Annotated in this window: 13 protein-coding genes and 1 pseudogene; 4 read left to right on the forward strand and 10 right to left on the reverse strand. The window is 67.7% G+C overall.

Annotation, left to right across the window (positions count from 1 at the left end; all coding sequences use genetic code 11):
- Positions 1-359 precede the first annotated feature (359 nt).
- The 4 genes and pseudogenes from F8566_RS15685 to F8566_RS15700 form a co-directional block, all read right to left on the reverse strand.
- A pseudogene (locus tag F8566_RS15685) lies at positions 360-1,419 on the reverse strand (IS630 family transposase).
- A gap of 43 nt (positions 1,420-1,462) precedes the next feature.
- Positions 1,463-2,338: a hypothetical protein gene (locus F8566_RS15690; protein ID WP_151560989.1), complete on the reverse strand. Its 876-nt coding sequence runs from the start codon at positions 2,336-2,338 to the stop codon at positions 1,463-1,465.
- A 181-nt stretch (positions 2,339-2,519) separates the two neighbouring features.
- Entirely contained in the window at positions 2,520-3,404 is an 885-nt protein-coding gene (locus tag F8566_RS15695) for a helix-turn-helix domain-containing protein (protein WP_151560990.1), read from the reverse strand.
- Between the two features lie 371 nt (positions 3,405-3,775).
- Positions 3,776-4,186: a VOC family protein gene (locus F8566_RS15700; RefSeq protein ID WP_151560991.1), complete on the reverse strand. Its 411-nt coding sequence runs from the start codon at positions 4,184-4,186 to the stop codon at positions 3,776-3,778.
- Positions 4,187-4,944: 758 nt separating this feature from the next.
- Here F8566_RS15700 and F8566_RS15705 point away from each other — a divergent pair.
- Both F8566_RS15705 and F8566_RS15715 read left to right on the forward strand, forming a co-directional pair.
- Positions 4,945-5,466 carry a hypothetical protein gene (locus F8566_RS15705; RefSeq protein ID WP_151560992.1) on the forward strand — a complete coding sequence of 174 codons (522 nt, stop codon included), beginning with the start codon at positions 4,945-4,947 and terminating at the stop codon, positions 5,464-5,466.
- Positions 5,467-5,991: 525 nt separating this feature from the next.
- Positions 5,992-9,348, forward strand: a complete 3,357-nt coding sequence (locus F8566_RS15715) for a DUF4132 domain-containing protein (protein WP_151560993.1) — start codon at positions 5,992-5,994, stop codon at positions 9,346-9,348.
- 177 nt (positions 9,349-9,525) lie between these two features.
- Here F8566_RS15715 and F8566_RS15720 read toward each other — a convergent pair whose 3' ends face one another.
- Entirely contained in the window at positions 9,526-10,314 is a 789-nt protein-coding gene (locus F8566_RS15720) for a M15 family metallopeptidase (protein ID WP_225993218.1), read from the reverse strand.
- A gap of 146 nt (positions 10,315-10,460) precedes the next feature.
- Here F8566_RS15720 and F8566_RS15725 point away from each other — a divergent pair, with 146 nt between their 5' ends.
- A complete protein-coding gene (locus F8566_RS15725) occupies positions 10,461-12,464 on the forward strand; it encodes a serine hydrolase domain-containing protein (protein WP_151560995.1) in 2,004 nt (667 codons plus the stop codon).
- A 316-nt stretch (positions 12,465-12,780) separates the two neighbouring features.
- Entirely contained in the window at positions 12,781-13,740 is a 960-nt protein-coding gene (locus F8566_RS15730; protein WP_151560996.1) for an AraC family transcriptional regulator, read from the forward strand.
- Positions 13,741-13,850: 110 nt separating this feature from the next.
- On the opposite strand, the gene mgrA is transcribed toward F8566_RS15730, so the two are convergent.
- From mgrA to F8566_RS15755, 5 genes are read right to left on the reverse strand one after another with little or no spacing between them, the layout of a single operon-like run.
- A complete protein-coding gene (mgrA, locus tag F8566_RS15735; RefSeq protein WP_151560997.1) occupies positions 13,851-14,876 on the reverse strand; it encodes an L-glyceraldehyde 3-phosphate reductase in 1,026 nt (341 codons plus the stop codon).
- 2 nt (positions 14,877-14,878) lie between these two features.
- Complete coding sequence (locus tag F8566_RS15740) at positions 14,879-15,487, reverse strand: TetR/AcrR family transcriptional regulator (protein WP_151560998.1); 609 nt, start codon at positions 15,485-15,487, stop codon at positions 14,879-14,881.
- Positions 15,488-15,507: 20 nt separating this feature from the next.
- Positions 15,508-17,034, reverse strand: coding sequence for a hydroxysqualene dehydroxylase HpnE (gene hpnE, locus F8566_RS15745; protein WP_151560999.1), 1,527 nt, complete (start codon positions 17,032-17,034; stop codon positions 15,508-15,510).
- Between the two features lie 33 nt (positions 17,035-17,067).
- A complete protein-coding gene (clpX, locus tag F8566_RS15750; RefSeq protein WP_151561000.1) occupies positions 17,068-18,363 on the reverse strand; it encodes an ATP-dependent Clp protease ATP-binding subunit ClpX in 1,296 nt (431 codons plus the stop codon).
- A gap of 26 nt (positions 18,364-18,389) precedes the next feature.
- A complete protein-coding gene (locus F8566_RS15755) occupies positions 18,390-19,613 on the reverse strand; it encodes a cytochrome P450 (RefSeq protein ID WP_151561001.1) in 1,224 nt (407 codons plus the stop codon).
- Positions 19,614-19,634: the final 21 nt, after the last annotated feature.

Consider the following 19,634-nt stretch of genomic DNA (forward strand, 5'->3'; position numbering starts at 1 on the left):
ACGGTCTTGGTGATCCCGGCCAGCAGCCCATCCGGCCCGACCAGCGACACTCCTTCAGCCTTGGCCCGCTCGATCAGCTCAGCCGCGAGCTGGACATCCAACCCGCTACCTGTCTCGTCCTCATCGTCGTTGGTCACGCATGATCCTTCCCGGCCGGGGCCTCAGCCCCAGCCTTCCGGATCACCACCCCACCCACACGATCTTTCAGACAGTCCCACGTCGGGAGGAGTAGCAGCAGACTCGGCCGCCATCGCAAGCGGACGGTCATGGTTTCTTGGAGTTACTACGTTGCGGCGGCTGGCGTCGAGGTGGCTGAGGCGACAGCTGGCGACTCGCTAGTGTCCTGAGTCGTTAATTCGTTAGCAGTATGCGGTGAGGGTTTCGAGGATCTCGTTGGCTGTCTTGGTCCACACGAATGGCTTGGGGTCCTTGTTCCATTCGTTGGTCCAGCCTCGAATGTCGCGTTCCAGTTCGACCACGCTGTGGTGGGTGGAGCGGCGCAGTTTCCGGGTGGTGAGTTCGGCGAACCAGCGCTCGACGAGGTTGAGCCAGGAGGCGGAGGTGGGGTGAAGTGCAGGTGGAAGCGGGGATGGCGTAGCAGCCACTTCTTGACCGGTTCGGTCTTGTGGGTGGCGTGGTTGTCCAGCAGCAAGTGAAGGTCCAGGTCCTTGGGCACGGCTGTGTCGATGAGCTTGAGGAACCGTAGGAACTCCTGGTGGCGGTGGCGGCGGTAGTGCTGGGCGATGACCGAGCCAGAGACGATGTCCAGGGCGGCGAACAGACTGGTGGTGCCGTGACGGACGTAGTCGTGCGTCATCCTCGCGGGCACGGTGGGTGCCAGCGGCAACATGGGCTGCGTGCGGTCCAGGGCCTGTATCTGCGACTTCTCGTCCACCGCCAGCACCAGGGCGTTCTCGGGCGAGAGGTAGATGCCCACCACGTCACGCACCTTGTTCACGAACTGCGGATCGGTGGATGGCTTCCAGGTCTGCACGATGTGGGGCTTGAGCCCGAAAGCCCGCCAGATCCGGGAGACGGCCGACTGTGACATGCCGGCAGCCTGAGCCATCGAGCGCGTTGACCAGTGCGTGTCCCCTTCGGCGGCGCTTGATCGAGAGTCTTCGCGATCATCGCTTCGGCCTGTTCATCGGTGATCTTCCGCGGTGCCCCCGAACGCGGCCGGTCCACCAGCCCCTTTAGCCGGTGCGCGGCGAACTGCGCCCGCCACTTGCGCACCGTCTCCCGCAAGACGCCCAGCATCTGTGCGACGTGCGAGTTCGACGCGCCCTCTGCACACGCCAGCACGATCTTCGAGCGCAGCACCAGCGATGCAGGCGCCGTCGGCCGCCGCGACCAGCCCTGCAACACCCGGCGCTCCTGATCGGACAACTCCAGCGGCAACGGCTTTGGACTCGGCATCCACCCACCCCATCAACCAGCCGGACACTTCCAAGTCACAGCATTAGAACGCCTGCTGGTAGTCCTCCAGCATGACGTCGAGACGTTCTCGGAACAGAGGGCGGTCGAGATCGTCGTAAGCGCGTGCCCACAATGGGTGGAGGTCCGGGAGGCGGTGTGCATCCTCGTGGTAGGCGGCGGTGAGTCCCAGAAGAGCGCTCGCCGGGTGGCCCGCGTCGAGCATCCGGCAGGTGTCGGCCAGGATGGTGTCTATCTCCCCGGTGAAGGAGGGGTACTCCTCGCCAAAGGCATCGTTCGGTGCGAGAACGCCGATTCCGATGCCGGACGGATCGGGCTCGTGGCGCCAACCGGCCGGCGGCGCGAGATCGAGCGGGATCTCCACATCGCCGCCGTCGGGGTTCACCCCGTACTCCGGGGTGGGGCGGATGCCGAGTTCGGCGGACAGGCGTGCCACCTGGGTGCGGCGGCGCTCTCCTCCACTGCGCAGAGCGAGGGCGAGTAGAAAGGTGAGGCCATCCAAGGTGTTCCGGCCGATGACGCCCGGCTTTTTGTGGCCGAAGGAAACAACGGGATGGTCGGTGCGCCCGAGTTCCGGCGCTGGGACCGCCCATCCGACGCAGGTGCCGGAGCCAAGGTCCGCGAAGGGCAGGAGTTCGGGTACGGACATGAACGGCACGTAGTGTCGGCGGGACACTTCCCCCGCGTAGCAGTACTCCCACCCCTGAGGCGCGAGGGGTACCGCACACAGATCGAACGGCAAGGCAAAGCTGCCCTGCACGCGGGGAGCGTCGTACAGGCCCTCCTCGTACAGGTCCGTCGTGAGGAATCCCTCCTCCCAGGCAATGTCGACCACTTTGGCGAGTGCGGGCGGGGTGGGGAACGGGAACAGATCGTCGGTCCAGCGTGGTGGCGTCGTCATGGGCGAAGAGTGTCGCAGCCGCGTGTGCCAGTCGGAGAAGCGTACGGCTGAAGCTTCCTCGGAACGACAGCACTGACGCAGGCTACGCAGGACGTGACGCCGAATGCAGCACAACTGAACCGGACAACTCTCGCTGAGAGACCCTCACTGTCTACTGCCAACGAATTAACGACTCAGGACACTAGCTTCTGAGGTGAGCTGCAACCTCGCTGAGGAAGTGGCGGGTGTCTTCGGCGCGTAGGGCTTGGACGCTTAGGGTGTCGATTTCTGCTTTGTAGGCCTCTACGTCGTCCGGTCTGTCTATGAAAGCCGAGCTTGTGAGTCGTTCGAGGTGGACTAGGTCGGAGAGGTGCGGGTTGGCGAATCGGAGGTAGGTGAAGGAGCCGACCTGTTTGGGGTGGGGGACGCTGAAGGGGATTACCTGGAGTTGGACGTTCGGGAGCCGGCTCAACTCGATTAGGTGCTCTAGTTGGGCGTGCATGGTCTTTTCACCGCCGAGCGGGCGGCGGATGACTGCCTCGTCCAGCACGAACCACAGGGTTGGGCCGCCTTGTTCTCTTAGCAGCTCTTGGCGTCTTAGCTTGAGGGCTACCTGGCGTTCGATGTTGTTGGGATCGGCATCTGGATCCTTGGCGGTCTCGACTGCGCGAGCGTAGTCCGGAGTCTGGAGGAGGTCTGGGATGTGGCTTGCCTCGAACCTGCGAATGAGGGAGGCGGCTTCTTCCAGGCCGATATAGGAGTCGAGGCCTGGGGGCAGGATGTCGGCGTACTGATGCCACCAGCCCGGTTTGTTGGATTGGCGGGCGATCGCGAGCAGGGACTTCCGTTCGGACTCGTCGGTGACGCCGTAGAGGGTGAGCAGGTCGGCTACGTCGCGTTCCTTGAAGCTCAGGCGGCCTAGCTCCATGCGACTGATCTTGGAGTGGCTGCCGCGGATCTCGTAACCGGCCTCTTCGGCGTTGATGCCTCGGGCCTCGCGAAGCTGTCGTAGGCGAGTGCCGAGCAGGATGCGCTGGACGGTCGGCCCACCTCGTAGAGGTGACGCCGACTCAACCGGCTGCCCCATGGACTCTCCTGTCGTCGGCCCCAGTGTCTCGCGGACTCACCCAGTTCGGCAGTCATCTTACGATCTGGTGACAGGTGATCGGCGCCTGTGCATTTTTCCCAGGACCTGAATAGGCATGGTGCGGGCCATAATGGTTTCTCTGCCCGCATGGCAATCCGATCGAGTGGTCGAACGATAACCGGACTGTGCGCCTGGGTCCGTGCGGCTGCTCAGCACACCGGCCTCATCATCCTGGTCGCGGTGCTGATCGGAGTTGTGGTGGCGGTCAAGCCGGAACTGGCGTCAGCGTGGCTGTGGTGACGCTGTTGATGAAGATTCTGGGCGAATAGCTACGGGCGGGCCCTAGGGCCCGCCCGTGTTTTGGTCTGGCGCTATGACCTGGTGGCGAGGGTGTCGAGGTAGTGCTGGTTGTACATGATGCCCAGGACGTTGCCGAACGGGTCGACTACGGAGGCGGTGACGAAGCCTTCCCCGTGCTCGGTGATGGGCTGGTATTCGGTGGCGCCCATGGAGAGCAGTTTGGCGAGGGTGCCCTCGAGGTCATCCACGTGCCAGTGCATGACGCTGCCGCCGGGGCCCTTGGCGTCGGGCGGGCCGAAGCGGCTGTCGATCAGGCCCAGCTCGGCCTGGTAGTCGCCGATGCGGAATTCGATGTAGGCCGGGCGGCCGTCGGGGCCTGAACGGTTGAAGTACGGCTTGATGCCCAGTAGCTCGGCGTACCAGTCGGCCGCGGCCTCGATGTCGTCGACCCAGAAGTTGATGGTGGCGAATCCTCGCAACATTTCTTGCTCCCCTCGTTCCTGCTGGTACTCCGTACGTTACGGAGCCTTGTGGAACGTGCGGTTCCTCAAGGGGAAGAGAGTTTTGGTTACGTACGACGCCCAGAAAGTGCGGAGTGGTGGAGGCCCTGGGCTGCGGTGGTGGTGGTCTGGTCGGCTCTGGTGGCCTGGAAAATCTGAGATCGTGAGGGTTCTGGTGCCGGAGCGGGGCGCAATCAACCTGGTCCGGTGCAGTGCGCTGTGAAGTGGACGGTTGCGGCCGGGTTGTTTGATCGCGGCGCTGGCTTTGCCATGGGTGCAGGTAGGCGAGGCGATGGTGCCGTTTGGAGGCGTTGGCGCGACGGTCGGCCGAGTCCGGCAGCGGATCGCTGAGCTTCGCGTGCATTGGCAGCGGTGCAGGTGCGGCGGGAGGCCAAGAGATCGAAGGTCTCGGTTGGAGAACACCCGGAGAAGGGGAAGGAATGTCGGTTGGCGTCTCTCGGGGGTGCGGCCAGCGGAATTCGGGCGGGCTTCGAGGTCGGCGGCGTTAACGACGGTGGTGCGGACGCCCTGACGACCGGCCGTGGCGCTGGGCTGTCGGAGGGCGTTGGCGTTCCCGCACTTGCCGATGCCCTGGGCTGTCCCGGCCGCCTGGACGTCCGTGTCCCGGTCTGTCCGGGCCGGGCGGCAGGCTTCCGGGCCGGGCAGCGGGCTGGCTCCACTGGTCATCGACGGGCCGTCGGGCTGATGCGCGACGGCGAACCCCCTGGAAGGGAGTCTCGATGAGGCCTGTGGTGAAGGCGCTGGTTCCGCTGGCGGTGGCCGGCGTCACGCTGGTGTCGGGCACGGTGGCGTCTGCCTCGATCTCGGCGGCCGACGCGCGTGGGTCTGCGCCGGATCGGCTGGTGGAGGTCGGGCTGGTCGAGGTCGACTCGATCGAGGTCGCCGAGTCCGGTGCCGTGACGCCGATGAACGTCGTCCGCGGCAACTGCGGGAAGGCGTGGCTGTGGATGAGCGATGTGGGCCGGCGCAAGTACAAGGTCAGGACCGGCTTCGAACTGGCCGGAGCTCGCAGGGCCGTCTCCTACAGCTGGCGAGTCCAGGTCAACGGCCCCCGGCGCTGGAGCAAGCGGCACACGTGGGACAGCGGACTGTGGTTCCGTAAGAAGTGGGAAGGCTCGCGGGAAAGCAACGTTCCGCGGGGAGGCATCTACAGCGGCACCGTGGTGGCCGGGGCAGTCGCGCTGTCCAACGGGCGCGCCTGCGCGGCACTGCCCGCATCCGACCCGGCTCGCATCACCTGATCCGCCAACCGCGTAAACCCGACGGCAGGCCGCGCGGCCGCATCGCCTACCGCGTGGTCTGCCGCCGACAAGCGGCTGGCAGCGGCGATCGGCTGCGGCGATCGCCTGCCGCGTGGCTCTCGGCAGGCGCGACGCCCGACGGGAACTGACTCCCGTGGACGCTCAGTCCCACCAGATCCACCAAGTTGGGGCGTCGATCAGGCTGGTCGCGTAGTCGTCGAAGTCTTCATATTCCTGCCTCAGCTTGCTGCAGAAGGCGTAGTGGTCCGCCGCCTTGACGGGCGTGATGAAGGGATCCTCGGACGCGTGTCTCGAAGTGAGGCGCGTAGCGGCGGGATCTCGCGGCGTAGGCGGGCGTTCGGGCCCACTTCGCGGCGCGGGCGGGGCCGTTCGGGCCCACTTCGCGGTGTTGGCGGACCATCGCCGGTGTCGCTTCCACAGCCAGGGCACGGTTCCGTACCTGCCCAGCGCGAGATGATCGTTTTCGCGGCGCGGTGTCGGACCGGGCTCCTACGCTGAGGGTCCATGACCGATCGCTCCCCGCTGCTCCCCGACGAAGACACGCTGGTCGTACCGAACGGCTGGCGGCGCCGCATCCATCCGCGCCGCGGCGGTTCCCCCGGCCCGAAGATCACGCCCGATCCGGCGGCGGAGCAGACCGTCGCCGGGTTCCTCCAGTCTGCCGATGAGGACATCGAGCGCGTGCTCGGCGCCGAGGGCACCGCCCCGGATCTGGCCGCAGCGGCGCGCGCCCAGCTCGCCGGTGAGCCCGATCCGCGCGGCGCCGCCGTCTTGGCTTTGGTCGTTCTGACCAAAGCCAGCTATCCCGGGAACCAGGACGACCTCGTGGACGCGTGGGTCTCCGCGCACGGCGTGGTGTTCGCGGCGTGCGCCCTCGCCGAGTTGTGCGGATTGCAGGAGTCGTACGAGCCGGGGCGCGGCGGGAGGCGGATCGGGAGCGTCCGTCTGGTCGAGCCGGGCAAGCGCGGCGGCTGGCTGCTGCCGGACGGCGCGCTGCGCGTGCGTACGCTGCTGGCCGCCGCAGGCGACGAGGAGTACGCCGAGACGGTCGAGCGCCTCGCCGAGCGCCGTGATGGGTTCATGCAGCGCGCCCTGACCGCCTACCTGGTGCCGACGCGGCAGGACTGGGTGGACGAGCTCTGCCAGGACCACGACGAGGTCGCGCGCGGGTTGATGCTCAGCTCCCTCGGCTCGGCGCACCAGCTCGAAATGCTCGGGGCCGCGGCGCAGCTGACGGTTTCCGACTGCTACTACCCGGAAGTCCTGCGCTCGATGGCGGAGGGCGTCGGCGCGGCGGTCGCGCCGCTGATGGCCGACGCGCTGGACCGGTGGATGAAGTCCGCGCCCCGTCGCAAGGGGCTGCTGGAGGTGCTGGGCGTACTGCCCTCGGACGAGGCGTTCCGGGCGCTGGTCGAGCGCCGCGCGAACAAGCATGTCAGCGCCGAGCTCACCAAGGCGATGAAGCGGTTCCCTGTCCGCGCGATGCGGGAGCTGGCCGCCGCCGGGGCGACCGACCTGCTGGAGGAGCACGTCATCGGCCACCGCGAGCTGGCCGAGGCCGCACTGCCGACGCTGCCCGCTCCCGTCCGGGAAGCGGTCGAAGCCGTGATCGGCGGCTCTGCGTTCATGGCGGAGGCAGCTCCTGGTGACCTTCCGGACCTTCTCGTCGAGCCGCCATGGGCGCGTCCCGAGAAGAAGACCGCCCAGACCGTCGTCAGGGGCCTGACCGTCCCCGGCCAAAGGTCCGTCCGGTGGGACAAGGACGAGCAGTACGGGTGGGCGAACGGCAGAGTGTCGTATCCGACCGCATTGGTCCAAGGAGGCATGGACAACAGCGATACCTGGGGGTTCCCTCCGGTATGTGAACGCGGTCCGCGCTGGGAGAAGCACGTCGAGGACTTCAAGGCCGGGCGACTGAACGGAAGGCTCGAGCTCGGCGTACTGATGGTGGGACCGGACGAGTTGACCCGCCCCCTCCTCTCCGGCTGGACGCTGAACGACCCGAACAGGCACAGCAGCTGTGACATCAAGAACTGGGGCAAGCTCCTGGCGGCCCGGTACGAGCTTGACGCGCTGCCGATCCTGTTCCCCTACGCGAAGGGCGATCCGCAGGCGTGCGGGGGTCTGCTCGTTCCGTTCCTGACCGCCGAGGTGGCGGCGCTGATGGCCAGCTGGCTCATACGGCTCAAGAAAGCCCGAACCCACTCGGAGGCCTGGTTCGCCCGGCACGGGAACGACGCGGTCCCGTTCCTGGTCCCGGATGCCCTCGGCAAGGCGGGGCCGAAGCGGCGCGCCGCGGAAGGCGCCCTGCGCCACTTGGCCGGGGCGAACGGCCGTTCCACTGTCGTCGAAGCGGCCCGAAGCCACGGGAACGAAGCCGCGCAGGCGATCGACACCATGCTCGCTGCCGAGCAGGAGGACCTCCCCAAGCCGCCGCGGCTCCCGGCCTGGGCGGACCCGGCGGTGCTGCCGCAACTCCTCCTGAACGGCGAGCGCAAGGCGCTTCCGGTCTCGTCCGTACGGCACGTACTGGACATCCTGGCGCTGTCCACGCCCGACGAGCCGCACGCCGGTGTGGCCGCCATCAAGGACACCTGCGACACCGCGTCACTGGCCGCCTTCGCGTGGAACATGTTCGAGCGCTGGCGCCAGCACGGCGAACGCTCCGCCGACAAGTGGGCGGTCACCGCCGTCGGGCTGCTCGGCGACGACGCGGCCGCCCGGAGCCTGACCCCACTCATCCACGCGTGGCCGGGTCAGAACGGCCATACCAACGCGGTCGCGGGCGTGGACGCGCTCGCCCTCATCGGCTCGGAAACGGCGCTGATGCTGCTCGACTCCATCGCGCGAAAGGCGAAGTTCGGCGCGATCAAGGAGTACGCGCAGGGGAAGATGGAGGCGGTCGCCGACCGGCTCGGCCTCAGCGGCGAGCAGCTCGCCGACCGGCTCGTGCCCTCCTTCGGCCTCGACGCCGACGGTGGCATGACGCTCGACTACGGGCCGCGCCGGTTCCGCGTGGGCTTCGACGAGGCGCTGCGGCCGTATGTGACCGACGAGGACGGCGCCTGGCGCAAGGACCTCCCCAAGCCGGGCGTGAAGGACGACGCCGCACTCGCCCCCGCCGCGTACCGCGCCTTCGGCGAGCTGAAGAAGGGCGTGCGCACCGTCGCAGCTGACCAGATCAAGCGCCTCGAACGGGCGATGGTCGCGGGCCGCACCTGGACGCAGGACGAGTTCGGCGAGCTGTTCGTCCGGCACCCGCTGGTCTGGCACATCGCCCGGCGGCTGGTGTGGACGTGCGGCGGCGTGCCGTTCCGCCTGGCCGAGGACCGCACGTTCGCCGACGTCGAGGACCGGACGCTCGTGCCCGCTGCCGAGGCCGTGATCGGGCTGGCGCATCCGGCCACCCTGGGTGCGGCGCGGGACGCCTGGATGGAGATCTTCGCCGACTACGAGCTCATCCAGCCGTTCCCGCAACTCGCCCGGCCCGTGTACGAGCTGACCGCCGAGGAGCGCAAGGCCGTGCGGCTGTTCCACTTCGAGGGCGTGAGCGTGCCGTTCGGCAAGGTGCTCGGGCTGACCCGGCGAGGTTGGGAGCGCGGGGAGGTCATCAGCGACGGCGTCGAAGAGTGGATCTCCCGTCCGCTGCCGGACGGCCGCCATCTCGTCGTCAACCTGTATCCGGGCTTCTACAAGGGCGGCATCGACTACAACCCCGAGCAGCGCCTGGATGTGGTGTGGCTGGCCGGGGCGCCCGGCAACTTCCGCGACCGCGACGCGGGCACGTTCGGGGACCTGAATCCGGTGATCGCCTCGGAGATCCTCGCCGACCTCTCCACCGTCACCGAGGACGTCTCTTAGTCGGCTAGGTTCCCCCGTCGCTGGCAAAGGCTCCACGGGCCCCGGGCCCCGGGTCCCGCGTCTGCGGGTCCGGGCCCACCGTCCGCAGGCCCAGCGTCTGCAGGTCCCGGGCCCAGCATCTGCAGGTCCCAGGCCCAGCGGCACCGGGCAGATGGCTGGTGCGTTGGGCTGCGGCGGTCAGTGGTGGTGAGTTAGGGAGCGGCGGGAGACTGGGAAGTCGAAGTAGGTGTTGGGGAAGAGTTCCGGCTTGTACGTGAAGTGCCACCACTCTTCAGGAAGGTTGACGTAGCCCAGGCTTTCGAGGGTGTTCTTCAGGAGGAGGCGGTTGGCGCGCTGCCGGCCCTTGATACGGGGGTTCAGGGTGTGCGACAGGGTGTCGAAGCAGTCGAAGCCGGTGCCCATGTCGACTGAGTTGTCCGGGAAGCGCTTGTCCTTCGGGAAGTAGCACGGGACCAGGCGCTCGCCCGGGCGGTACGGGCGGGTGTGGCGGGCTGGGAGCTTCACGATCGTCAGGTCTACGGTGCTGCCTCGGCTGTGGCCGGACTTCTCGGCGATGTAGCCGTCGATGAAGAGCCGCGACTTGTCGACTCGCGGGTAGAACTCCCGCTTCATGGCCTGGTCGTTCAGGTCCTTGGCCCAGCGCACGAAGTGGTCCACGGCGCGCTGCGGGCGATAGCAGTCGTACACCTTGAGCGTGTAGCCCTTGCGCAAGAGCTGGCGCTGGGCTTTGCGCAGGGCGACGGCCGCTGGACGGGTGAGGATGCAGACGGGCTGGCGGTAGCCGTCGATGCGCTTGCCGATGAAGTTGTGGCGGGTCGTGTAGCGCATCTCCTGGATGATCGTCGGGTCGATGTCTCGCAGGGCGACGAATTCCTTGGGCGCTTTCGGCTCCGGCTTCGCGACGGAAGCCGAGGCGGTCGGGGCTGCGGTGCCCAGGGCCAGCACTGCCACTACGGACGCGGTCACACCACGGAGCTTCGGCATGGCATCTGGATCTATCACGGGGCCATGCCGGGTGACCAGGCCCATCACGTTCTCGATCTTGAAACTTGATCATTTGTCTGGTCTGCTGGCGCGTGGGCGCGATCTTGGCTTACCTCCCGGGAGCATTGATGAGCCGACCTGTCCTCCGCCGAGTCGCCGTGGTGTTCGCGGCTTTGAGCGTGACGTTGCCGATCGCGCCCGCCGTCCAGGCGGCTGATCCACCGGCCGCTCGCGGGGTGGTCGAGGCGCAACACCCCAACGCCAAAGTGGCGACTGCTGCTAAGGAACGGCCGGTCTCCGCTGAACGTGGGGGTGCTCATCGGCGCGCGAGTACGGCGGGCAAGAAGGCTGCCGCCGATCCCACGTACGGCGACGATCAGCTGCTTACGTCACAGACCAACTGGTGGACGCTGAACGGCGCCACGGCTGCCCAGATCCAGTCGTTCATGGACAGCAATGGCGCACGGCCCACCGACATCGTGGCGGAGGGCACCAATTCGAGTGGGGCGCCTACGTTCACCGTGACCATGGTCGCCAACAGCGGCGACTACCGGACCTCGAGTTGGGCCTGGTACTACGGCCTGACGATGGACGGCGTCCATCAGCGCCTGCAGGAGTGGAACGCGCGGCCCGTCTCGGTGCACCGCTACTGGACGACGGACGGCTGGCGCTTCGTGGTCGCCATGGTCGACAACTCCGGCGCCCAAGCGCGGCCTTGGTGGTGGTGGGCGGGTGACCTCTCGTTCATCCAGTCAAAGGTCGCGAGCACAGGCGCTCGGATCACGCGCGTTCGGGAATGGCAGAGCGACACGGGGCCACAGTACGACGTGCTGATGACGCCTGGCAACGTCGGCTGGTGGTACTGGATCGGCGGCAGTCCCAGTCAGATCAACGACCTCGCCAACAGGAACGCCGCGCGGCTCATCGACGTCGATCGCAACGCGGACGGCTCGTTCAACGCCGTCATGGTCGCCGACCCCGGTGGCCGTACGCCCGGCTGGTGGTACGGCTTCAGCCACGCAGAGCTCACCAACAAGGCGCTCCGTACAGGCGGGCGGTTGCTCAGCGCGCAGCGTTACAACGACTCTGGCACTTACCGCTTTGTGGGTGTCATCAACCGCAACGTCAACAGCGCGGATCTGCCTGGCGAGGTCGTCCGCAACACGCTCTCCCAGACGGTGGCTGCCCGCGGCAGCGGTGGCGTGGCGGAGTTCAGGGATTCGAGCAGGGGTACGTTCACGGCCACAGCGGGCAACTCCCCTGGCACGAACGCGCGCTTCCGTACGGCCAGTATCTCCAAGACGTTCGTCGCGACAGAGCTTCTCAAGCAGGTCGCGGCCGGCCGGGTGAGCTTGAACGCTACGGTCGCGCAATATCTGCCGGGCGCGGTGAACGGCGGCGACAAGGTCACGATCCGGATGTTGCTGCACCACACCAGCGGTCTCTACAACTTCACCAACGACCAGGGCGACTTCGCGTCGACGATGACCAAGGCCTGGACGCCGCAGGAACTGCTGGCCATCGTCAACCGGCACGATCCCGTCTTCGCGCCCGGGGCCAAGTACGGCTACTCCAACACCAACTACCTGCTCGCCGCGATGGTGATCGAGAAGGTCACCGGGCTGTCGTACGGCGAGGCCATCCGGCGGGACATCATCGAGCCGCTCGGGCTCAGCGGCACCTCCGTACCGGCCACGACGGTCATGCCGGCACCGGCGCTGCGCGGCTTCTGGACCAATCCCACCAGCGGCTCGCTGATCGAGACCACCGGTCAGAACCCGACCAGGTGGTTCGGCGCGGGCCAGCTCGTGTCGACGGCGGCGGACGAGAACACCTTCTTCCGCTCGCTGCTGCAGGGCACGGTGCTCCCGGCGGCTCAGTTGAGCGAGTTCAAGAGCGGCCTCGTGCACACGGGCAACGGCACGTTGTACGCAGGCAAGGGCATCTTCCGGACCACGCTGTCGTGCGGCGTCAATGTGTGGTGGCATGACGGCCGCATCCCCGGCTACAGGAGCTTCTCCGCCCATACAGAGAACGGCAGCCGCAGCATGACCTGGGCCTACTCCGAACGGGACTACAACTACAACCCGCTGGACGACGAGCTGTTCAACACCGCGTTCTGCTACATCTGAAAGACAAGGCGGCGGAGGGCGCGGGCGTTCTCACGCGGCGGAGGGCGTTCGCCCCTCCCGAAGGGGATGCCCCCAGAGGCGCGCCCTAGCGGCTCCCAAGAAGAGGCTTCCCCTCCGCGGCGCCCTCCGCCGCTGGGCTTCCCCGACCGGGGGCATCGCGAAAGCCCTGGCCCATGGATAAGAGCGGCAGAGCGCGGTGGCAAGCGGATGCGTTCGGCCAGTGGACAACCCATTCGCTGTGCGGACAACTGGACGGCACCCGACCAAGCGGTCAATCTACGGGAAGGGATGCAAGTTGGGTCGGGAGGTGGCCCGCATGGCCGTGTCTTCGACGGTGCCCATGGCGCATACCGAGTTCGCGACCGGTGACGTGGACATGGCGCACGACTACCTGTGCTCGACCTATGCCGACCACGCGCCGCATCTGTCCGGCGACCGCGATCACTTCCGCTTCCGGGCCAGTTCCACTCGTGAGGAACGGTTCGGCGTCGAGTTCATCGCGCAGTCGATGGAGTTGCGGACGGTGGCCGAACCCGTCGGCGACCTGCTGGTTCCGCATGTGCTCAAGGGCAGGCTGGCCGTTTCCACCCGTAACGACGACGTACGCGCCGAGCCCGGAGAAGAGCTCCTCGTCCCGCCGGACACCCGGCTCGCAGTGCGATGGCAAGGGAAAGGACTAGGTGTCCTCCGTCTCAACACCGCCGCAGTGATCAAGTACGCGGGCGAACTCACCGAGAGCCGCGTCCGGTTCCCGCTCTCCCGGCCGGTATCGGCTACGCGGGCGCGGTACTGGCGGTCCGTGGTCAAGCACGTGACCCGGGAGTTCCTCGCCGACCAGGACGCGCTGGCCAGCCCGCTGATCCGTGCGGAGATCTTCCGGCTGCTCACGGCCACCCTCCTCGAGACGTTCCCGGTCGTCATGGAGGAGACGTCGCTGCGCGGGACGGTCGAGCCCGGGGCGGTACGCCGCGCCATCGCGTTCATCGACGCTCACGCGGACACCGACATCAGCGTCACCGAAATCGCCGCGGCCGCACGAGTCGGTCCGCGTGCTTTGCAGGCCGCGTTCCAGAGGCATTTGGGCATCACGCCGACCGCGTACCTGCGCCAAGTCCGCCTTGACCGCGCCCATCTGGACCTGCAGATGAGCGATCCCACCAAGGGCGACACTGTCGCCGCCATCGCCAACACCTGGGGCTTCGCACACCACGGCCGCTTCGCCGTCGCCTACCGAAATCGCTACGGCCGCTCCCCACGCGACACCCTCTTCTCCTGAACGAGCCGCACGCACCTCGCTCAGTCCCTGCACTCACGCGCCGGAGGCTTCTTGGCTGGTCGATGCCCGAAAAATCACGTGCGCGTTGCGGTCCTGATCCGGGTGGCGGCTTAGTGCTCGCTGGAGGCGGACCAGATGTTGATGCCTGAGTCGACCGCGTCCTTGTCGATGGCTTGGAGTTCCTCGTCGCTGAAGGCGAGGTTGTCGACGCAGGCGAGGCTGTCTTCGAGTTGGGCGACGCTGCTGGCTCCGATGAGGACCGACGTGACGCGCTGGTCACGGAGGGCCCAGGCCAGGGCCATCTGCGCCAACGACTGCCCGCGCGAGGCGGCGAGGTCGTTCAGTCTGCGGATGTGCCCGAGGACCTCGTCGGTGAGCATGTCGCCGCTCAGTGATCTGTCGAGGCTGGCTCGTGATCCGGCGGGGATGCCGTTCAGGTACTTGTCGGTGAGCATGCCCTGGGCCAGTGGCGAGAACGCGATGCAGCCGACGCCCTCGTCCTCCAGCGTGTCCAGGAGATCGTCCTCGATCCAGCGGTTGAGCATCGAGTACGACGGCTGGTGGATGAGCAGCGGCGTGCCCATGTCGCGCAGGATGGTCGCCGCCTCTGCCGTCCGTTCCGGTGAGTACGAGGAGATGCCCGCGTACAGCGCCTTGCCCGAACGTACGGCCTGGTCCAGCGCGCCCATCGTCTCTTCGAGCGGCGTCTCGGGGTCGAAACGGTGGCTGTAGAAGATGTCGACGTAGTCCAGGCCCATCCGCTTGAGCGACTGGTCGAGGCTGCTCAGCATGTACTTGCGCGAGCCCCATTCGCCGTACGGGCCAGGCCACATGTCGTAGCCCGCCTTTGTGGAGATGACCAGTTCGTCGCGGTACGCGGCGAAGTCGTCGCGGAAGATGTGGCCGAAGTTGAGCTCGGCGGAGCCGTACGGCGGGCCGTAGTTGTTGGCAAGGTCGAAGTGCGTGACGCCCAGGTCGAACGCCCGGCGCAGGATGGCCCGCTGGGTGTCGAGCGGCCGGTCGTCGCCGAAGTTGTGCCACAGACCCAGCGACACAGCCGGGAGTTTGAGCCCGCTGCGTCCGGTGCGGCGGTACGGGATCCGGTCGTAACGGTCCTCTGCGGCGGCATATGTCATGGTCACGAGTCTGCCACGTGGGCGGTGGTGTGCAGGTGATCGGCCATGTGCTCGCACTGCGCCAGCACTCGTTCGGCAGGGTAGGTGTCCGGATCGCGGAGGTGCAGGCGGAGCAGCTCGTCACCGACCATGTGCAGCAGGTGGATGGTCAGCTCGGGGTCGGGCCCGGTGGGTACGGGGTTCCCGTCGTCCGCGCCCTTGACCAGTTCGATGATGCGGGCACGGCCGACCGCGCGGCCTTGCTCGATGCGTTCGTACAGCTCGGGCGGCCCGCCTTCGGAGGGCATGAGGAACATCCGCCAGGTCGCCGGGTCGGCCGAGGCCGCCTCGATGAGCCCGGCGAGCGCGGCGGTGAACGGATCACGGTCGCCGGACGGGCGCTGCGCGATCACCTTGCTCAGTCCCGCCATGGCCCGTTCGGCCTCGCGGTCGACCAGCGCGGTGAGCAGGCCGGGCAAGCCCTGGAACTGGTGGTAGACCAGGGTGCGGGTGATCCCGGCGGCCTCGGCCACCCGGCCGATGGTGACCGCGGCGAACCCCTCCGCGTCCACGATCGCCCTGGTGGCGTCCAGGATCTGGTCCCGTCGCTGCTCGGCGCTCATCCTTGCCATGAGGTCAGTGCACCACAGGCTCAACGGCCCGACGAACCCGCCGCCGACCTGGGGCGTACGTCGCGCAGGACCTCGACGGCGCGGGCCGCGCTCTGCGCCGCGCCCTCCATCGTGGTCGGCCAGTCGTTGCGGGTCCAGTCGCCGGCGAGCGCCAGCCCTTCGACCTCGGTGCGCTGGCCGGGGCGGATCGTGCCGGTGCCGGGACGGGAGGAGAAGGTGGCGCGCCGCCAGGGCACCACGTGTGCGTGCACGACGTTCGCCTCCCGTGCCTCCGGATAGACCGAACGGAGCGAGGCCATGCAGCGTTCGACCACCTCGGGCCTGCGGAGTTCGATCAGGTCGTACGAGGCGCAGGTGGTCAGGGCGTACAGCCAGCCCGCCTCGCTGCGCCGGCCGTGCATGAGCGTCCGGTCGAAGACCCAGTGCACGTCGGTGTCGAGCAGGGTCTCCCAGGGATGCTCGGTGCCGATCGGACGGTCGAGATAGAGGTTGACCGACATGATCGGGATCGGCACCAGCTCGCGGGTGGCGGCGACGATCGGCTCCGCGCCCGGCACGTCGTCGAGCAGGCCGCCGACGTCCCAGGCCGGGACCGCCATCACGACGGCGTCCGCTTCGATCAGCCCGCCGTCGGCCATTCGCACGCCGTGCACGCGCCGACCGGTCATCCCGGGCACGTGCTGGTCGGTCACCCCGGGCACTTGCCGGTCGGTCATCCCGCGCACTTGCCGGTCGGTCATCCCGCGCACTTGTTGTTCGGTCACCTCGATGCGGGTGGCCTTCGCGCGGAGCCGCACGTCCACGCCGTGCTTGGCGAACGCCTTCTCCGCACCCGCGAGATACAGGGTGTGGAGGTCGACCGTGGGCCACCCGATGCTCATGGCACGCCTCCGATACTTCCGGGTGTTGCGCATGCCCGTCTGGATGGCCGAGGCGAGCGCATGGGCCGAGGCGAGGTGCGGAAGTTCGTTGAGCACGCCGATGGTGACCGGGTGCCAGAGGACCCGGCGCACGGAAGCCGGCATGCCGACGCGGTCGAGCCATTCGTCGACGGTGATCTGGTCCAGTTCGCCGGCCGGGCGGCGGGAGGCGGCGAACAGCTTCGCCTGTGCGGGGATGCTCTTGAACACGTCGCGGACGCTGATCCCGGGTGCCTTGCCCGCAAGGACCTTCAGCTGGTCGCGCGCACGGATGCCGAGGCTGCCCGCCGTGCCGTCCGGCGCACGGACACCCCATTGGTCGGGGAACCGGACGAACTCCCGGGTGCCCACCGAGTCGAGGTACCGGAAGATGTTCGTGTACGAACCCGCGATCACGTGCTGCCCGTTGTCGACCATCTCGCCGCCGGCCGCGTCGAGCGGGAAGCCGAGCGTCCGGCCACCGAGGCGCCCTCGCCGTTCCAGCAGCGTCACCTGGTCGCCCGCTTCGGCGAGCCAGACCGCCGAGGCGAGTCCGGCCAGGCCACCGCCGATCACGACAATTCTGCGTCCACTGCGCTCGGCCATGACGCTCCCTCGCCGGATAAAGTTACAGTTTGTAAGTTTCATACTGTAACTTCGATGGAGCCTTAAGCAAGAGGGTCAGGCAGACTTCTCCCGGCCGCTGTGGCCGTCGCGACCGACGGGGCATCCGCGGGGTACGAGGACCGGATTGACGTTGTCGAGGACGGTCTCCCGGGTGATCACAACGCGCGCGACGTCGTTCCGGCTCGGCACCTCGTACATCATCTGGAGCAGGACCTCTTCGAGGATCGCCCGGGTGGCGCGGGCTCCGGTACGGCGCAGCAGTGCCTGGTCGGCGATCGCCTCGATCGCGCCGGCCGTGAACTCCAACTCGACGCCGTCCAGCGCGAAGAGCCTCTGGTACTGCTTGATCAGCGCGTTCCGGGGTTCGGTGAGGATCCGCGCCAGCGCCGCCCGGTCGAGCGGCCGGAAGGTCGTCACCACCGGGAGCCGGCCGATCAGCTCGGGGATCAGCCCGAACGTCCGGAGGTCCGCCGGCATGACCGCGGTGAGCAAGCCGGCGTCCTTGGCGGCCGGGAGAGCGGCACCGAAACCCGCGCCGCGCCGGTGGGTCCGCCCCTCGATGATCTGTGCCAGCCCGCTGAACGCGCCGCCGGCGATGAACAGCACGTTGGCGGTGTCGATCCGGATGAACTCCTGGCCGGGATGCTTGCGCCCGCCCTGCGGAGGCACGTTGGCGACGGTGCCTTCAAGGATCTTCAACAGCGCCTGCTGGACACCCTCACCGGAGACATCACGAGTGATCGACGTGCTCTCGCCCTTACGGCCAAGCTTGTCGATCTCGTCGATGTAGACGATGCCGGTCTCGGCTCTCGCCACGTCGTACTCGGCGGCCTGGAGCAGCTTGAGCAGAACGTTCTCGACGTCCTCCCCCACGTAACCGGCCTCGGTGAGGGAGGTCGCATCGACGATGGCGAACGGGACGTCGAGCACCCGTGCGAGCGTCTGGACGAGATAGGTCTTGCCAGTGCCGGTCGGGCCGATGAGCAGGAGGTTGGACTTGCCCAGCTCGACGTCTCCCCCGGCACCTCCGGCACCTCCGGCGCTCTTGGCTCGGACGCGCTTGTAGTGGTTGTAGACCGCGACCGAAAGCGTCTGCTTGGCGTGCTCCTGGCCGACGACGTACTGATCGAGATAGCTGCGGATCTCTCTCGGTTTAGGGAGGTTGCGCGGGGTGGCGCCGGACGTGGAGTCGCTGAGCTCTTCCTCAAGGAGTTCCTTGCAGAGCCCCACGCACTCGTCACAAATGAAGAGCTGGCCGGGGCCTGCGATGAGCCGCCTTACCTGTTCCTGGCTCTTGCCGCAGAACGTGCATCTCAGCGGACCACTCCCGCCCCCATTCGTACGCGCCACTCCGGGCCCCTCCTTGATGAACGTGGTCAGAGCGACACAGGGAGCGCTGTTACGCGCCAAGTGCCCGGATCGAGGGCACGAAGCTCTGCCGGATCGGTGCCGGGTGCCAGCGCCAGATCGGGGAAACGTCGCAGGAGCGCGGTGAGGGCCACCTGCGTTTGAACGCGTCCGATGGACGCGCCGAGGCAGAAGTGCGGCCCGTGCGCGAAGCCCAGATGTGCCGGTGTTCCCTGAGGTCGCGTGATGTCCAGGCGTTCCGGATCGGCGAAGACGCGAGGATCCCGGTTGGTGGCCGCCACCGAGACGGTCACCGCGTCGCCCTTGCGTACCGGCACGCCGGAGATCTCGGTGTCCTCGTTCGCGTACCGAGGGATGGTCAGGAGCGTCGAGCCGCACCAACGTGTGAGTTCTTCGACGGCGAGTGGCATGAGGTTGTCGGAGTCCGCCCGCAGCGCGGCGAGCTGCTCGGGATGGGCGAGCAAGGCCGTCATGGCGTTGGCAATGAGGTTGATGGGCGTCTGACCTGCCATGACGAGATGCCAGATCAGCGTGACGAGCTCGGTGTCGGTGAGCCGGTCGCCGCCTTCGGCCTGGGCGTTGATGAGGCCGGAGATCAGGTCGTCGGCGGGCTCGGCCCGGCGCCGCGCGATCGCGGCCTTGGCGCCCTCCATGATCCCGGGGATGGCCTTGGCGAAATCTTCCCCTGCGGCCGCCGCGACGGTCGCCCCGTACGCCCGCCACATCAGCCGGTCGGATTCGGGGATGCCGACCAGGTCGCAGATCACGTCCATCGGCAACGGGCGGGCGAAGTGCGGCAGGAGGTCCAGGACGCCGTCGTCGGCATGCTCTGCCGCCTCGTCGATGAGCCTCTCGACGATCGCCTCGATCCGTGGCCGGAACGCGGCGGCGCGGCGCGGGCTGAAGGCCGGTGAGACGAGCTTGCGCAGCCGGGCGTGCTCCTGCCCGTTCATCTCGGACATCGTGCGCATGTAGGGCACGCAGTCGTCGGGCACGTCGGGCCGCATGAAGCTGGCCTCGTTGATCTCGAACCGCGGGTCGCTCAGCATCGCCCGCGCCTGCTCGTACCGCGTCACCACCCACCACGGCTCCTGCCCCGGCATCAGAAGGCGCGCGAGCGGCGAGCGTTCCCGGGCGCGCCCGTACGCGGCGAACGGGTCGCGGATCACCTCGACATCGGTGAGGTCGATCTCGGGGAGCTCGGCAAGTTCAGGAACGTCCGTACCTGTCACGTACCCTCCTCGGAAATTCAG

Source organism: Actinomadura rudentiformis, assembly GCF_008923185.1.
In the GTDB taxonomy this organism is placed as follows: Bacteria; Actinomycetota; Actinomycetes; order Streptosporangiales; family Streptosporangiaceae; genus Spirillospora; species Spirillospora rudentiformis.

Excerpts from the sequence above, each read along its gene's own strand:
- F8566_RS15690 (WP_151560989.1), bottom strand. The coding sequence starts at position 2,338 with ATGACGACGCCACCACGCTGGACCGACGATCTGTTCCCGTTCCCCACC.
- F8566_RS15695 (WP_151560990.1), bottom strand. The coding sequence starts at position 3,404 with ATGGGGCAGCCGGTTGAGTCGGCGTCACCTCTACGAGGTGGGCCGACC.
- F8566_RS15700 (WP_151560991.1), bottom strand. The coding sequence starts at position 4,186 with ATGTTGCGAGGATTCGCCACCATCAACTTCTGGGTCGACGACATCGAG.
- F8566_RS15705 (WP_151560992.1), top strand. The coding sequence starts at position 4,945 with ATGAGGCCTGTGGTGAAGGCGCTGGTTCCGCTGGCGGTGGCCGGCGTC.
- F8566_RS15715 (WP_151560993.1), top strand. The coding sequence starts at position 5,992 with ATGACCGATCGCTCCCCGCTGCTCCCCGACGAAGACACGCTGGTCGTA.
- F8566_RS15725 (WP_151560995.1), top strand. The coding sequence starts at position 10,461 with ATGAGCCGACCTGTCCTCCGCCGAGTCGCCGTGGTGTTCGCGGCTTTG.
- F8566_RS15730 (WP_151560996.1), top strand. The coding sequence starts at position 12,781 with ATGGCCGTGTCTTCGACGGTGCCCATGGCGCATACCGAGTTCGCGACC.
- mgrA (WP_151560997.1), bottom strand. The coding sequence starts at position 14,876 with ATGACATATGCCGCCGCAGAGGACCGTTACGACCGGATCCCGTACCGC.
- F8566_RS15740 (WP_151560998.1), bottom strand. The coding sequence starts at position 15,487 with ATGGCAAGGATGAGCGCCGAGCAGCGACGGGACCAGATCCTGGACGCC.
- hpnE (WP_151560999.1), bottom strand. The coding sequence starts at position 17,034 with ATGAAACTTACAAACTGTAACTTTATCCGGCGAGGGAGCGTCATGGCC.